Consider the following 14020-nt stretch of genomic DNA (forward strand, 5'->3'; position numbering starts at 1 on the left):
GCCGCGAACGGTCAGCCGGCCGTGCCACCGACGCGGCGCAGCAGCAGATCCTGCAGGTGCACCCGGGCCGCGTCGTCACCGTCGGTACGCCGCGTCCAGGTGCCGTCGCCGGCCAGCTCGAACGCGTCCACGTCCGGGCTCATCGCGGCGGTCAGCACGTAGTCCAGCTCGGCGCGGGCGACCGGATCGCTCACCTGCACCAGCGCCTCCACCCGCCGGTCCAGGTTGCGGTGCATCAGGTCCGCCGAGCCCATCCAGAACTCGGCCTCGCCGTTGTTGCCGAAGCGGAAGACCCGGGAGTGCTCCAGGAACCGGCCGAGGATCGAGCGCACCCGGATGTTGTCCGACAGCCCAGGCACCCCCGGACGCAGCGTGCACATGCCCCGGATGAGCAGGTCGACGTGCACGCCGGCCTGGGACGCCCGGTACAGCGCGTCGGTCACGCCCTCGTCGACCAGCGAGTTGACCTTGAACTGGACCAGGCCGGGCATGCCCAACCGGACGTGCGCGATCTCCCGTTCGATGCGTTCGATGAGGCCGCTGCGGATGCCCTGCGGGGCGACCAGCAGCCGCCGGTACGCGGTCTGCCGGCTGTAGCCGGTCAGCACGTTGAACAGGTCGGTGAGGTCCGCCCCGATCTCCGGGTCGGCGGTGAGCATCCCGAAGTCCTCGTACAGGCGGGCGGTCTTCGGGTGGTAGTTGCCGGTGCCGATGTGGCAGTACCGGCGGATCTGGTTGCCCTCCTGCCGGACCACCAGGGCGGTCTTGCAGTGCGTCTTGAGCCCCACCAGGCCGTACACCACGTGGCAGCCGGCGCGTTCCAGGGTGCGGGCCCAGCCGATGTTGGCCACCTCGTCGAAGCGGGCCTTCACCTCGACCAGGACCACCACCTGCTTGCCGGCGGCGGCCGCGTCGACGAGCGCGTCCACGATCGGCGAGTCACCGCTGGTGCGGTAGAGGGTCTGCTTGATGGCCAGCACGTTGGGGTCGGCGGCGGCCTGCTCGATGAAGCGCTGCACGCTGGTGGCGAACGAGTGGTACGGGTGGTGCACCAGGATGTCCCCGTCCCGCAGGGTGGAGAAGACGCTGCGCGGCACCTCGCCCTCGGCGAGCCGGGGATGCGTGGCCGGCACGAACGGCGGGTCCTTGAGATCGGGGCGGTCGGCCTCGCCGTACACCTGCCACAGCGCGGAAAGGTCCAGCAGGCCGGGCACCCGCAGCACGTCCTGGTCGTCCATGTCCAACTCGCGGACGAGCAGCTCCAGCATGTGGTCGGAGATCGACGCGGCGACCTCCAGGCGGACCGGCGGGCCGAACCGGCGGCGGGCCAGCTCTCGTTCGAGGGCCTGGAGCAGATCCTCGTCGCGGTCCTCGTCGACCTCCACCTCGGCGTTGCGGGTGACCCGGAACAGGTGGCACTCGACCACCTGCATGCCGCTGAACAGCTGACCCAGGTGCACCGAGATCAGGTCCTCCACCGGCAGCATCCGCACGCCCGGCTGGTCCCGGTCGACCCGTACGAAGCGCGGGACGTTGTTGGGCACCTTCACCCGCGCGAACAGCTCGGACCCGCCGTCCGGGTCCCGGACCGCCACCGCCAGGTTCAAGGACCGCCCGGAGATGTACGGGAACGGGTGCGCCGGGTCCACCGCGAGTGGAGTGAGCACCGGGAAGATGTGCTCCCGGAAGTAGGTGCGCAGCCGCTCCCGCTCGGGGTCGCCCAGGTCACCCCAGCGCAGTATGCGGATGCCCTCCTCGGCCAGCCGGGGCAGGACGTCGTCGACGAAGCAGGCGGCGTGCCGGGCGACCAGCTCGGCGGTCCGTTCGGCGATCAGCTCCAGCTGTGTGCGCAGGGGCAGCCGGTCGCCGCCGCGCACCGGCAGGCCGGCGGAGAGCCGCCGCTTCAGGCCGGCGATCCGCACCATGTAGAACTCGTCGAGGTTGCTGGCGAAGATCGCCAGGAACTTGGCCCGCTCCAGCAGGGGGGTGCGCTGGTCCTCGGCGAGGGTGAGCACCCGCGCGTTGAAGTCGAGCCAGGACAGCTCCCGGTTGAGGAAGCGGTCCTCCGGCAGCGGGGGAGCAGCCGGTGGCTCGTCGTCCCCCGCACCGCCCGCGGAGAGGCCGGTGGCGAGGCCGCCGGAGGTGCCGGGCAGGGCCGCGCCGGTCGCCGGGCCGTCCGTCTCCGTGGGCGGCACGCCGGGTTCGATGACCTCGTCGAGCCCGGAGGACGCCGCGCCCGGGTCGTCGGCGAGCGTGTCGGCACGGGCGGCGCCGGCCCGTTCGGCCCGGGACGGGCGGAAACGGCCGTCGGTGCCGCGAACGCGGGCGCCGTTGCGGGGGTCGGTGGCGGGAGGGGTGACCGGATGCTCGCGAGGGGTGCTCACCCGCTCATAATCACCCGATTAGAGTTAACGCAAAATGAACTTGGCCCCGCCAGCTCAGTGCATCGTCGGCAATGTCACCCGGACGACCTCGCCGTCGGGATCGGTGTCGATGCGCACCCGCTGGCCGAGCCGGAGCAACCGCAGGCCGGAGGCGTCGAACGCCCGGGCGGGAAAACGCAGCTCGGTGCCGTCGTCGAGCAGTAGGACACCGCTGCGTGTCGCCGCGTCGTAACTGGCCACCGTGCCCTGCATGCTCGCACCGTACACCGGCCGGGTCAGCTTGTTCAGCGCGCCGGGCAGCCGGCGGCGAGCAGCGCCGCGGTGCGTGGGCCCAGCCCCAGCCGGGCGGCGGCGGCCAGGTCCTCGGCGGTGTCCACGTCCCGCCGCAGGCTGGGCCAGTCACCGGTCAGCGGCAGCGCCCCACTCGCCACGTGCGCCGCCGCCGAGCCCACCCCGAACCGTGGGTCGAGGTCGACGCCCGGCGGCCCGGCGAGCAGCACCGTCCCACCACCGGGGGCGTCCGCCACGAACCGGCGTACCCCCTCGGTGTCGTGCTGCGCCGCGCGCAGCGCGTCGGCCAGCTCGGCCGGGCGCAGCGCCGGCAGGTCGGCGGTCAGCCCGGCCACCCACCGCCCGGGGATCTGTGCCGCGCCGTGCCGGAAGGCGGCGTTCAGGCCGGCGTCCGGCAGGTCGGGCACCGTCCGCGCCCCGGCGGCCCGCGCCGCGGCCGCCACCCGGGTGTCGTCGGTCACCACCAGGGCCTCGGCGACCGCCGGGCAGGCCAGCACCGCGCGGAGCGTGTCGGCCGCCAGCGCCAGTGCCAGCTCCTCATGCGGTACGCCGGGCAGCGCGCCCCGCAGCCGGCTCTTGGCCGCGGTCAGACGCTTCACCGGCACCACCACGGCCCACCTCGGCTGACTCACGTCCGCAATCCTGCCAGCCGGACGACGGGACCCTCGCTGGCCGTACCGGGGGCGAGCAGGCATGATTTCCGCTGCGGGTGTCGCGGGTGGGGCTCGCGGCGGGTCGGGGCGCGACGAGGAGGCACAGTGGCACGGCGGAGGCTGGGGTTCTGGCAACGGTTCGCCGTGGGGCTGGTGAAGCCGGTGATGACCGTCTGGACCCGGCGGACCTGGCGCGGCCAGGAGCACCTCGCCCGTGACGGCGGAATGATCATCGTCGCCAACCACATCTCGCACGCCGACCCGTTGGTCTCCGCGCACTTCATCTACGACTCCGGGCGGTGGCCGCAGTACCTGGGCAAGGCCAGCGTGTTCCGGGTGCCGGTGATCGGCTGGATCCTGCACCGCTGTCTGCAGATCCCGGTCGAGCGCGGCAGCGTGGACGCGGTCCGCTCGCTGGACAAGTCGGTCGCCGCGCTCGACGAGGGTGGCGCGGTGGTGATCTACCCGGAGGGCACGACCACCCGACAGCCGGACCTGTGGCCGATGAAGGCCAAGACCGGCGCGGCCCGGCTGGCGCTGGCCACCGGCGCCCCGGTGGTGCCGCTGGTGATGTGGGGTCCGGAGCGGATCTTCGACCCGCGGACCAGCCGGCTGAACCCCCGCCCCCGGATCCCGGTGACCGTCGTGGCCGGCGAGCCGGTCGACCTGAGCCGCTGGGCGGGCGCCCCACCGACCCGGGAGACCCTCGAGGAGATGACGGACGCCATCATGCTGCGGCTGCGGGACATGCTCGTCGAGATCCGTGGTGGCACACCGCCGCCGCTGTGGGAACGGCCGGCCCGACCGTCCGTCGAGCGCCACCCCGGTGAAGCGGCATGAGCGGCCACGTCGCGGTGCTGGGCGCCGGCTCCTGGGGCACCGCCTTCGCGAAAATCCTGGCCGACGCGGGGCGGGACGTGACCGTGTGGGCCCGCCGCGTCCCGGTGGCCGAGAGCATCCGCGCCGAGCGTCGCAACCCGGAGTACCTGCCGGACCTGCTGCTGCCGGCCCGGGTCACCGCCACCACCGACGCCGCCGAGGCGATCAGCGGCGCCGAGGTGGTGGTGCTGGCCGTGCCCTCGCAGACCCTGCGCGGCAACCTCGCCGAGTGGGCCGGGCACCTGCACCCGGACGCCACCCTGGTGTCGTTGATGAAGGGCATCGAACTCGGCACCACCAAGCGGATGAGCGAGGTCATCGTCGAGACCGCCGGGGTGGCCGCCGATCGGGTGGTGGTGGTCTCCGGCCCGAACCTCGCCCCCGAGATCGCCGCCGAGCAGCCGGCCGCCACGGTGGTCGCCGGCACCAACGCCGACCGCGCCACGCTCGTGCAGTCGTCGATCCGGACGCCGTACCTGCGGCCGTACACCAACGACGACGTGATCGGCTGCGAGCTGGGCGGCGCGGTCAAGAACGTGATCGCGCTGTCGTACGGCATCGCCACCGCGATGGGCTTCGGCGACAACACCCGGGCCATGTTGATGACCCGAGGGCTGGCCGAGACGGCCCGCCTGGGTGTGGCCCTCGGGGCGGACCCGATCACCTTCGCCGGCCTGGCGGGCATGGGCGACCTCGTCGCGTCCTGCTCGTCCCCGCTGGCCCGCAACCGCACCTTCGGCGAGCACCTGGGCCGGGGCGAGACGCTGGAGCAGGCCCAGGCCGCGACCCGACAGACCGCCGAGGGCGTCAAGAGCTGCCTCGCGATCCGCGATCTGGCGCGGGCGCACGGGGTGGAGATGCCGATCACCGAGCAGGTCGAACGGATCTGTCACGAGGGGATGGACCCGCGGCTCGCCGTGGACACCCTGATGAGCCGGACCGCCAAGCCCGAGTCGTACGAGTGAGGAACCGATGAGCGAACTGGGAGACGGCACCCGCTGCGTGCGCGCCGGCCTGCCCGAGCCGGCGCCGGGTGATGCGTTCCTGCCGGGTCCGGTCTTCGCCGCGCCGTACCACCTCGACCCGTGGCAGGGGCCGGACGCGTCGCCGAACGGCTACGGCCGCCCCGACAACCCGACCCGGCGGCTGTTGGAGGCCGCCGTGGGCGAGTTAGAGGGCGGTGACTGCCGGGTCTTCGCCAGCGGTCAGGCCGCCATCACCGGGACGCTGCTCACCCTGCTGCGCCCGGGGGACACCGTGGTGCTGCCCTCCGACGGCTACTTCCCCGTCCGGGCGTTCGCCACCGCCGTGCTGGAGACGATCGGCGTACGGGTGCTCTTCGTGCCGACCGTGGGGCCGTACCCGTCCTTCGAGGGCGTCCGGCTGGTGCTGGTGGAGACCCCGGCCAACCCGGGTCTGGACGTGGTCGACGTGGCCGCCCTGGCGGAGCGGGCACATGCCGCCGGCGCCCTGCTCGCGGTCGACAACACCACCGCCACCCCGCTCGGGCAGCGCCCGCTGGACCTCGGCGCCGACCTGGTGGTGGCCTCCGGCACGAAGGCGCTCACCGGCCACTCCGACCTGCTGCTGGGCTACCTGGCCAGCCGGTCCGCCGAGGTGATCGAGGCGGTGACGCTCTGGCGTACCGGCACCGGTTCGATTCCGGGAGCGTTCGACGCCTGGTTGGCGCACCGGTCGCTGGCGACCCTCGACCTGCGGCTGGCCCGGCAGAGCGCGAACGCCGCAGCCGTCGCCGACCTGCTGGCGGGCCGGCCGGACGTGACCGGTCTGCGCTGGCCGGGGCTGCCGGACGATCCCGCCTACGCGGTGGCCTCGGCGCAGATGCGCCGGATGCCCGGGGTGCTCTCGTTCGACCTGGGCGACGCCGACCGGGTGGCCCGCTTCGTCGAGGCCGCCCGGCTGGTGGCGGCGGCCACCTCGTTCGGCGGTCTGCACACCACGGCGGACCGGCGGGCGCAGTGGGGGGACGACACCGCCCCCGGCTTCGTCCGGCTCTCCTGCGGTGTGGAGGACACTCCCGACCTGGTGGCCGACATCGCCGCCGCCCTGGACGCCGCCGGTCCGGTCTGAGCTTCGTGGCAGAGCCGTCCTTCACCGACCGCACCACCCTCGTCGGCCGGCTGCGCGCCGCCGGTTGCGTCTACGCCGAGGACGAGGCGGAGCTGCTGCTGGCCGCCGCAGACTCCCCGGCGACGCTGGCCGACCTGACCGCCCGGCGCGTCGCCGGCGAGCCGCTGGAGTACCTGCTCGGCTGGGCCGAGTTCTGCGGTCTGCGGATCGCCGTCGACGCGGGCGTCTTCGTGCCGCGCGGTCGGACGGCCCTGCTGGTCGAGGCCGCCGTCGAGCTGACCGGCCCGGCGCCGGCCGTGGTCGACCTCTGCTGCGGCTCCGGGGCCACCACTGTCGCGCTGGCCCGCCGGCTCGCGCCGCGCTGGCTGGCCGCCGCCGACATCGACCCGGCCGCCGTGGCCTGCGCCCGCCGCAACCTCGCCGGGCTACCCGCCGAGGTGTACGAGGGTGACCTGTTCGCTCCGCTGCCGGCGCACTGGCGGGGGCGGCTCGACCTGGTGGTGGCCAACGCCCCGTACGTGCCGACCGAGGCGGTGGCGCTGATGCCGCCGGAGGCGCGGCTGCACGAGGCGCCGGTTGCGCTCGACGGCGGGCCGGACGGGCTCACCGTGCTGCGCCGGGTGGGCGTCGACGCGGCGCACTGGCTGGTGCCCGGTGGGCACCTGGTGGTCGAGGCTGGCGAGACGCAGACCGACGCGCTGTGCGCGGCGTTCCACGCAGCCGGACTGTCGCCGACCGTACGACACGACGAGGACCTGGACGCCACTGCGGTAATCGTCCGCCGCCCAGGCTGATCCGCCCCCCCATCAGCGCTGCGGCGGAGATGCCTGGTCGACCGACCCACTTGTTCGCGTCCTTTGCTCTGCTTCAACCGGCGCAACACTCGCGGCCGATTGGTGTTGCGCGGAGTGAAGCAGAGCAAAGGACGCGCGACAGCAGTCCGGGGCACCGGGGACAGTAACTCCGGATGTCACCGGAGCTCGGCTGGTACCCCCAACCCCAGTTTCAGTGGGCGGGCGTGGCGGGGGAGCGGGGTTGGCACTAGCCTCGGCTCACACTCATGAGGGCGGGAGGCGGTTGCGGTGGGCAGCGCAGGTGTGCCGGTGGTCGTCGGCCTGGACAACGGCGGCACCAGCAACAACGCCACAGTCCTGACGGTGGACGGCCGGTTCCTGGTGGACGGGCTGCTGGAGATCCCGAGCGAGGTGCGCGCCGGCCCGGACGCGGCGATCGAAGCGCTGGCCCGGGCGCTGGACGGGGCTCTGGCGCAGACCGGCGTGCCTCGTGACCTGGTCCGGGCGGTCGGGTTGGACACGCCCGGCCCGGCCAGCGCCACCGGCGTCATTTCGTCGCGCGGCTCGACCAACTTCTCCCAGCCTGCCTGGCGTGGCTTCGACGTGCGGGGCGCGCTCCAGCGACGGCTCGGCCTGCCGGTGATCTACCACAACGACGGCAACGCCGCCGCGCTCTACGCCCACCACGTGTATTTCGGCGACGAGGCGATGGCGCGATCGTCGGTCTCGGCGATCGTCGGCACGGGCCTCGGTGGCGGGGTGGTGGAGAGCGGCAAGGTGATCGCCGGCGCCGCCGGCATGGCCGGCGAGCTGGGTCACGTGCACATCCCGCTGAACGGGCTGCTCGGCCCGGGGCAGCCGGAGCCCACCTGCGCCTGCGGCTTCACCGGCGACGTCGAGAGCGTCGCCTCGCTGACCGGCATCGAGCGCAACCTGCTGCCGTACTGGCTGACCCGCCACCCCGACCACCCGCTGGCCGCCGAGCCGGCGGCGCGGGCGGCGAAGCTCGTGCGGGGCTACGGCGAGCGGGGTGACGCGCTGGCCCGGGATCTCTTCACCCAGCAGGCGATGGCGCTGGGCCGCCTGTTCACCGTGGCGGCCAACTTCACCGATCCCCACGCGTACTTCGTGGGGGGCGGGGTGGTGGAGGCGGCGCCGGAGTTCCGCGACTGGTTCCTGGCGACGGTCCGCGAGCACACCGTCCTCCGGGAGGAGCAGGCCGCGGTGGCCACCTTCGCGCTGGTTCCGGACCGTGACATGGCCGGCGCCAGGGGTGTGGCGATCGCCGCCCTGGAGGCGCTGCGCGCCGTGCCGGAGCCCCGCCCGCTGGTCGCCTGAGTTCTCTCCCGCTCGTCGGCCGTGCCCGCCTTGCCGGAGCGTCCCCTTCCCCGCCCGCGCCCCGCTTGACCGGCGGTGACAGCCCGGTCAGCGGGGCGCGGGGGCGGGGTGGTCGCGCTCCGGTCAGCCGCGCGGCGGGGCCTGGGCGAAGGCGGTCCAGGCCGCCGGGGGGAACAGCAGGGCCGGACCGGCCGGGTCCTTGGAGTCGCGGACGGCCACCAGCTGGGGGATCGTGGCCACCTCCACGCAGGCGCCCTCATCGCCGCTGCGGCTGCTCTTGCGCCACGCCGCCGTGGCCAACGCCGCTGTGATCGTCGGTGTCATCGGTCCTACCGTCCCTTCAGGACTGACAGGAGCATCGCCCGGCTGTCCGCCGGGCTGAGCGCCACGCTGCGCAGATGCTCCATGATCTTGGTGCAGGTACGCGTCTCGCCCGCGCGGTCGAGGATCATCTGACCGGCGACCGTCTCCACCGACGCGATGATGGGGTCCTCCGGGTCGGCGAACTCCAGGATGTGCAGCGAGCCCCGGGTGCCCCGGTGGTAACCGGCGGAGAGCGGGATCACCTGGACGGTGATGTTCGGCAGTTCGGCCATCTTGACGAGGTGCCGTAGCTGGCCGTTCATCACCGACTGGTCACCGACCGGGCGCAGCAGCGCGCCCTCGTCGATGATCGCGTCGAGGATGGGTGGGGTGTCGGCGGTGAGCCGCACCTGGCGGTCGAGTCGGACCTTGACCCGCTGCTCCACCAGCTCGTCGCCGAGGGTGTGCGGGCCGCCGCGCATCACGCCGCGGATGTAGTCCGCGGTCTGCAGCAGGCCGGGCACCACCGAGGGCTCGAAGTTGGCGATGGCGGTGGCCTCCGCCTCCAGGGCGATGAAGTCGATGGTGCGTGGGTCGAGCAGGTACGAGTACGACACCCACCAGCCCGGCTTGCGGGCGTCCTTGGCGAGCTGCACCGCGGCGGCCACCTCCTCGGAACCCACTCCGTACGAGGTGAGCAGGGCGCGCACGGTGGCCGGGTTGATCAGCGTCTGGGCGTTCTCGTAGCGGGAGAGGGTGCTGCGGGTGCTGTTGATCTCATCCGCGGCGGTCTCCAGCGTCAGCCCGGCGGCTTCCCGGTATTGACGCAGGGCGATGCCGAGTCGGCGGGCGCGGGCGGTCTTCGGGGCCATGCATCGATGGTCGCACACATTTATGGGAACGGGTACATGAGAGAAGGTGGATGAGAGTTGCATTCATGGCTGTAGACGTGTCAATCTGTCATCGCGTCCTCACCGCCGGTTGTCGTGGCGACGGTGGTGGTGAGCGACCGGAGGGGATAGGGCGCGCGGCGATCGGGTTTCTCCCCCGTACCCGATCGTCGCGTGCCGTCCGTTGCAGCCCGCCGGAAGGAGACGACGTGCATACCGGTTCGAAGTCTCTCGCCCCGCAGCGCGAGGGTCGGCGATGACCCGCTTTCTGGTCGTTCTCACCGACGTGCGTCCCGTCGAGGGCATCGACCGCAACGAACGCGTCGCTCCCGAGCGCCGCCGCCAGGTGGTCGGCGCCAGCAGCAGGGAGGCCGCCGACCGGATCGCCGGAGCCTTCATGGCGCTGGGCATGGTGCGGGCCGGGCGGCAGCGGGTGAAGGTGATCGCGGTCGGCCGCCGGCACGCCGGGGACTGACCGGCCTCGAACATTCCGTCACGCACCGTATATGCTCTGTTGACCGATTGCCGTGTCGCTTCGGGGCTCGCCGGGTATCGCCGCGCCTGATCGCCACGCACAGTAAGGTCAACCGGGTGAGCGCCACCGGCGAGCACGACCAGCCGCAGTCGCGTACGAAGAGGTGACCGGAGTGACCACCCCAGGCAAGACCCGCGTGGCGATCGTCTTCGGCGGCCGCAGCCCGGAACACGGCATCTCCTGCGTCAGCGCCGGCAGCGTGTTCGCCGCACTCGACCCGGACGAGTACGAGGTGGTGCCGGTGGGCATCACCCGCGCCGGCCAGTGGGTGCTGACCAGCGGGGACCCCGCCCAGCTCGCCATCAACGCCCGCCAGCTCCCGGAGATCACCGCCGAGTCCGGCGAGGACATCGTGCTGCGCGCCGACCCGACCGGGAACGGGCTGATGGTGCTCGACCCGACCGAGGGCCCCCGGGCGCTGGCCGACGTGGACGTGGTCTTCCCGGTCCTGCACGGCACGTACGGCGAGGACGGCACCATCCAGGGCATGCTGGAGATGGCCGGCATCCCCTACGTGGGGGCGAACGTGTTCGCCTCCGCCGCCGCCATGGACAAGGAGTTCACCAAGAAGCTCTGCGCGGTCGAGGGCATCCCGGTCGGCGCGTACGCGGTGCTGCGCAACGGGATGACGCTGAGCGAGCAGGACAAGGAGCGGCTCGGCCTGCCGGTCTTCGTCAAGCCGTCCCGCGCCGGCTCGTCGTTCGGCATCACCCGCGTCACCGACTGGGCCGAGCTGGACACGGCGGTCGCCACCGCCCGGCAGTTCGACCCGAAGGTCATCATCGAGGCCGCGATCGTCGGCCGCGAGATCGAGTGCGGCGTGCTGGAGGGCGAGGCAGGCGGTGCCCCCGAGGCATCCGTGCTGGCCGAGGTGCGGGTCGTCGCCGACCACGACTTCTACGACTTCGAGGCCAAGTACCTCGACGACTCCTGCGAGTACGACATCCCGGCCGGCCTGCCGGACCGGGTGACCCGCCAGGTGCAGGAGTACGCCGTCCGCGCGTTCTCCGCGCTGGACTGCGCCGGCCTGGCCCGGGCCGACTTCTTCGTCACCCCCGAGCTGGACGTCTACCTCAACGAGATCAACACGATGCCCGGGTTCACCCCGACGTCGATGTTCCCCCGGATGTGGGCTGCCTCCGGCCTGGAGTATCCCAAGCTGGTCAACCGGCTGATCCGTACCGCCCAGCGGCGCGGTGTCGGCCTGCACTGAGCAGCCGGCCCCGACGCGCGGCCCGCCGTACGGGCCGCGCGTCAGCGGATCAGCGCTGGCAGCCGGCGGGGATGGCGCCGCCCGAGGGCACCGACGCCACGATCGCGCTGGAGATCGGCGAAACCCACTGCAGCGGCTGCTCGTACGAGCGTGGGATGCGAACGGTGACCGGCGTCTCCCGGTCGACAGTGGTGAGCACGGTCACGTCGGTCTCCTCGACGGGGTGCCAGCAGACCCGGTTGACCGTCCAGACCTCGTCGGTGGCCGGGACGGTCGGCTCGGCGCCCCCGCAGGCCACGGTGAGCGCGGGGTCGCCGTACGCGGCGTTCTGCTCCGGGCCCGCCGTGACCGGGCGCTGGGCCAGGTCACGGATGGTCTGCGGCAGCTGGGAGAGCAGCGCGCGGCAGACCGTGGCCGGACGCTCGGCCAGCGCCGGGGCGGCCATCTCGACCGGAGCGGTGGACTGCGCCCGTGCGGTGCTCGCCGAGGGGCTCGGCGCGGCGGCGGGCGTGTCCGGGGCGAGCTTGGCGAAGGCCAGCACGGCCACCAGCAGCGTGATCGGCAGCGCGATCAACGTGGCCAGCAGGGCGGCGCCCCGGATGGTCCGGTCCCGGCCGGCCGGCGCGTCGGCGCCCGGGTCGGCGCTGTCGCGGATACCGTCAGCCGGCTCGGGCGTCCCGTCGACCGGCTCACGCGTCCCGTCAGCCCGCTCGTGCTTCCCGTCGTCGTCCAGAGCAGCCGAGGAGGTCGTCATCTCGTCCACTTACAGCCGCACCACCGAACACGTGAGGGTGCGCGTGATGCCGGGCACCATCTGCACCTTGCTGACGATGAGTTTGCCGAGCTCGTCGACGGTGTTCGCCTCGGTGAGGACGACCACGTCGTACGGCCCGGTGACGGCGTCGACGCGTACCACGCCGGCGATGTCCGCGATGAGACCCGCCACGTCACGTGCGCGGCCGACCTCGGTCTGGATGAGGATGTACGCCTGTACCACGACTCGACCTCCGTCCGTCGCCGCCCGGGAGCGGCCCGAAGGGTGAAACTACCTTACGGACCAGGTCTGATCCCTATCGGTGGTCAAGGAGCAGCGGTGAGCGAGCGCGGCGGTGCCGGGCAGTACGGGCCGAACGCCGGCGGTGGCGCCAGCGTGGCCGGGATCGGCGAGTTCGGGCTGATCGGGCGGATCACCGCCCGGTTGGCGATGGGCCCGACGACCCTGCTCGGCCCGGGTGACGACGCGGCGGTGGTGGCCGCGCCGGACGGCCGGGTGGTCGCCTGCACGGACGTGCTGGTCGACGGGCGGCACTTCCGGCGGGACTGGTGCTCGGCGCGCGACGTCGGTCACCGGGCCGCGGCGGCCAACCTGGCTGACGTCGTGGCGATGGGCGCCACCCCGACCGCCCTGCTGGTCGCCCTCTGCATGCCCGCCGACCTGGAGACGAGCTGGGCGGAGGGCCTGGCCGACGGGTTGGCCGCGGAGGCCGCCACGGTCGGCGCGAGCGTGGTCGGCGGGGACATGTCGGCGAGCCCCACCCTGACCATCGCGGTCACCGCGCTGGGTGACCTCGGCGGCCGGGCGCCCGTGGTGCGCTCCGGCGCCCGCCCCGGGGACGTGCTGGCCCTGGCCGGCCGCATCGGGTACGCGGCGGCCGGGCTGACCGTGCTCACCCGGGGCTTTCGCACCCCCCGACTGCTGGTCGAGGCGTACCGGCGCCCGCAGGTCGCCTACCCGGCCGGGCCGCAGGCCGCCCAGCTCGGCGCGACCTCGATGATCGACGTCTCGGACGGGCTCCTCGCCGATCTCGGGCACGTGGCGCAGGCCAGCGGTGTGGCGATCGACGTGCGCCGCGACGCGTTCGAGGTGCCCCGGCAGATGGCCGACGCCGCGCGGGCGCTCGGCGTCGACCCGTACACCTGGATTCTGGCCGGTGGCGAGGACCACGCGCTGGCCGCGACCTTCCCCGCGACGGTGGCGCTGCCGCCGGAGTGGCGGCCCATCGGCCTGGTCACGGAGGGTGCCGGAGTGACTGTCGACGGCGGCGCCTACGACGGGCCCCGGGGCTGGGACCACTTCCGGTGACGGCGCGCGCCCGCCGTATCCTGAACACCGTGAGTGAGATCGAGATCCGAGTGGTGCGGTTCGACGCGCCGGTGGCGCAGCAGTTGATCCGGGCCGCGCTGGCCGACCTCGGTGCCCGCTACGGAGGCACCGGCGACGACACCCCGGTCGCCGCGAGCGAGTTCGAGCCGCCGGACGGCGCGTTCCTCGTCGCCTACCTGGCTGGTGAGCCGGTCGGCTGCGGTGGCTGGCGCAGCCACGGTGCGGACACCGCCGAGCTGAAGCGGATGTACACCGCCCCGGCGGCCCGCGGTCGCGGCGTGGCGCGGACGGTCCTCGCGGCCGTCGAGCGCTCGGCCCGCGAGCAGGGCCGCAAGCGGATGGTCCTGGAGTGCGGTGACAAACAGCCCGAGGCGATCGCCATGTACGTGTCCGCCGGTTATGACCGGATCCCGAACTTCGGCTTCTACAGGGACGCGGAGGGCTGCCTCTCCTTCGGCCGCACGCTCTGAGCGGTCGCCGCCCACCCGGGGGCGGACACGACAGAGCCGGCGGACCGCAGGGGGCCGCCGGCTGAGCCGAACGAG

Annotated in this window: 16 protein-coding genes; 9 read left to right on the plus strand and 7 right to left on the minus strand. The window is 73.3% G+C overall.

The window, feature by feature from the left end; translation table 11 throughout:
- Positions 1-11: 11 nt before the first annotated feature.
- Genes ACFYPR_RS09320 through cofC form a run of 3 tightly spaced genes read right to left on the minus strand, consistent with a single transcriptional unit; the run spans position 12 to position 3307 of the window.
- Positions 12-2384 carry an RNA degradosome polyphosphate kinase gene (locus ACFYPR_RS09320; protein ID WP_354860099.1) on the minus strand — a complete coding sequence of 791 codons (2373 nt, stop codon included), beginning with the start codon at positions 2382-2384 and terminating at the stop codon, positions 12-14.
- Between the two features lie 54 nt (positions 2385-2438).
- Positions 2439-2636, minus strand: a complete 198-nt coding sequence (locus ACFYPR_RS09325; protein WP_354860096.1) for a cold-shock protein — start codon at positions 2634-2636, stop codon at positions 2439-2441.
- A 32-nt stretch (positions 2637-2668) separates the two neighbouring features.
- Positions 2669-3307, minus strand: coding sequence for a 2-phospho-L-lactate guanylyltransferase (cofC, locus tag ACFYPR_RS09330; protein WP_387259303.1), 639 nt, complete (start codon positions 3305-3307; stop codon positions 2669-2671).
- 126 nt (positions 3308-3433) lie between these two features.
- On the opposite strand from cofC, the gene ACFYPR_RS09335 reads away from it, so the two are divergent.
- The 5 genes from ACFYPR_RS09335 to ACFYPR_RS09355 all read left to right on the plus strand — a co-directional run bounded on the left by ACFYPR_RS09335 (position 3434) and on the right by ACFYPR_RS09355 (position 8430).
- Positions 3434-4168 (plus strand): lysophospholipid acyltransferase family protein, encoded by a 735-nt coding sequence (locus tag ACFYPR_RS09335; protein WP_355066991.1) that lies wholly within the window; start codon positions 3434-3436, stop codon positions 4166-4168.
- Complete coding sequence (locus ACFYPR_RS09340) at positions 4165-5172, plus strand: NAD(P)H-dependent glycerol-3-phosphate dehydrogenase (RefSeq protein WP_355066990.1); 1008 nt, start codon at positions 4165-4167, stop codon at positions 5170-5172. Before ACFYPR_RS09335 ends, ACFYPR_RS09340 begins: the two co-directional genes overlap by 4 nt.
- Before the next feature lie 7 nt (positions 5173-5179).
- Entirely contained in the window at positions 5180-6298 is a 1119-nt protein-coding gene (locus tag ACFYPR_RS09345) for a cystathionine gamma-lyase (protein ID WP_355066989.1), read from the plus strand.
- 5 nt (positions 6299-6303) lie between these two features.
- Positions 6304-7092 carry a putative protein N(5)-glutamine methyltransferase gene (locus ACFYPR_RS09350; protein ID WP_387259306.1) on the plus strand — a complete coding sequence of 263 codons (789 nt, stop codon included), beginning with the start codon at positions 6304-6306 and terminating at the stop codon, positions 7090-7092.
- A gap of 288 nt (positions 7093-7380) precedes the next feature.
- The gene (locus ACFYPR_RS09355) at positions 7381-8430 is read left to right on the plus strand and encodes an ROK family protein (protein WP_354860082.1); all 1050 of its coding nucleotides are present in this window, start codon (positions 7381-7383) and stop codon (positions 8428-8430) included.
- Between the two features lie 123 nt (positions 8431-8553).
- On the opposite strand, the gene ACFYPR_RS09360 is transcribed toward ACFYPR_RS09355, so the two are convergent.
- Both ACFYPR_RS09360 and ACFYPR_RS09365 read right to left on the minus strand, forming a co-directional pair.
- Positions 8554-8754, minus strand: coding sequence for a DUF397 domain-containing protein (locus ACFYPR_RS09360; protein ID WP_355066986.1), 201 nt, complete (start codon positions 8752-8754; stop codon positions 8554-8556).
- Positions 8755-8759: 5 nt separating this feature from the next.
- Entirely contained in the window at positions 8760-9605 is an 846-nt protein-coding gene (locus ACFYPR_RS09365; protein ID WP_354860077.1) for a helix-turn-helix transcriptional regulator, read from the minus strand.
- A 274-nt stretch (positions 9606-9879) separates the two neighbouring features.
- On the opposite strand from ACFYPR_RS09365, the gene ACFYPR_RS09370 reads away from it, so the two are divergent.
- Both ACFYPR_RS09370 and ACFYPR_RS09375 read left to right on the plus strand, forming a co-directional pair.
- On the plus strand, positions 9880-10098 hold the full coding sequence (locus tag ACFYPR_RS09370; protein WP_354860075.1) for a hypothetical protein: 219 nt from the start codon (positions 9880-9882) through the stop codon (positions 10096-10098).
- A gap of 172 nt (positions 10099-10270) precedes the next feature.
- Positions 10271-11371: a D-alanine--D-alanine ligase family protein gene (locus tag ACFYPR_RS09375; RefSeq protein WP_354860072.1), complete on the plus strand. Its 1101-nt coding sequence runs from the start codon at positions 10271-10273 to the stop codon at positions 11369-11371.
- A 49-nt stretch (positions 11372-11420) separates the two neighbouring features.
- Here ACFYPR_RS09375 and ACFYPR_RS09380 read toward each other — a convergent pair whose 3' ends face one another.
- Both ACFYPR_RS09380 and ACFYPR_RS09385 read right to left on the minus strand, forming a co-directional pair.
- Positions 11421-12125 carry a DUF3515 family protein gene (locus ACFYPR_RS09380; protein WP_387259308.1) on the minus strand — a complete coding sequence of 235 codons (705 nt, stop codon included), beginning with the start codon at positions 12123-12125 and terminating at the stop codon, positions 11421-11423.
- A gap of 9 nt (positions 12126-12134) precedes the next feature.
- Complete coding sequence (locus tag ACFYPR_RS09385) at positions 12135-12368, minus strand: Lrp/AsnC ligand binding domain-containing protein (protein ID WP_007456453.1); 234 nt, start codon at positions 12366-12368, stop codon at positions 12135-12137.
- A gap of 207 nt (positions 12369-12575) precedes the next feature.
- On the opposite strand from ACFYPR_RS09385, the gene ACFYPR_RS09390 reads away from it, so the two are divergent.
- Positions 12576-13454, plus strand: a complete 879-nt coding sequence (locus tag ACFYPR_RS09390; protein WP_387259382.1) for a thiamine-phosphate kinase — start codon at positions 12576-12578, stop codon at positions 13452-13454.
- A 29-nt stretch (positions 13455-13483) separates the two neighbouring features.
- On the plus strand, positions 13484-13945 hold the full coding sequence (locus ACFYPR_RS09395; RefSeq protein ID WP_387259311.1) for a GNAT family N-acetyltransferase: 462 nt from the start codon (positions 13484-13486) through the stop codon (positions 13943-13945).
- Positions 13946-14020: the final 75 nt, after the last annotated feature.

The organism is Micromonospora sp. NPDC005254 (assembly GCF_042872525.1).
Classification (GTDB): Bacteria; Actinomycetota; Actinomycetes; order Mycobacteriales; family Micromonosporaceae; genus Micromonospora.

Bases quoted from the DNA above. Each gene is read 5' to 3' on its own strand.
- ACFYPR_RS09325 (WP_354860096.1), bottom strand. From the start codon at position 2,636: ATGCAGGGCACGGTGGCCAGTTACGACGCGGCGACACGCAGCGGTGTC.
- ACFYPR_RS09340 (WP_355066990.1), top strand. From the start codon at position 4,165: ATGAGCGGCCACGTCGCGGTGCTGGGCGCCGGCTCCTGGGGCACCGCC.
- ACFYPR_RS09345 (WP_355066989.1), top strand. From the start codon at position 5,180: ATGAGCGAACTGGGAGACGGCACCCGCTGCGTGCGCGCCGGCCTGCCC.
- ACFYPR_RS09360 (WP_355066986.1), bottom strand. From the start codon at position 8,754: ATGACACCGACGATCACAGCGGCGTTGGCCACGGCGGCGTGGCGCAAG.
- ACFYPR_RS09365 (WP_354860077.1), bottom strand. From the start codon at position 9,605: ATGGCCCCGAAGACCGCCCGCGCCCGCCGACTCGGCATCGCCCTGCGT.
- ACFYPR_RS09370 (WP_354860075.1), top strand. From the start codon at position 9,880: ATGACCCGCTTTCTGGTCGTTCTCACCGACGTGCGTCCCGTCGAGGGC.
- ACFYPR_RS09380 (WP_387259308.1), bottom strand. From the start codon at position 12,125: ATGACGACCTCCTCGGCTGCTCTGGACGACGACGGGAAGCACGAGCGG.
- ACFYPR_RS09390 (WP_387259382.1), top strand. From the start codon at position 12,576: ATGGGCCCGACGACCCTGCTCGGCCCGGGTGACGACGCGGCGGTGGTG.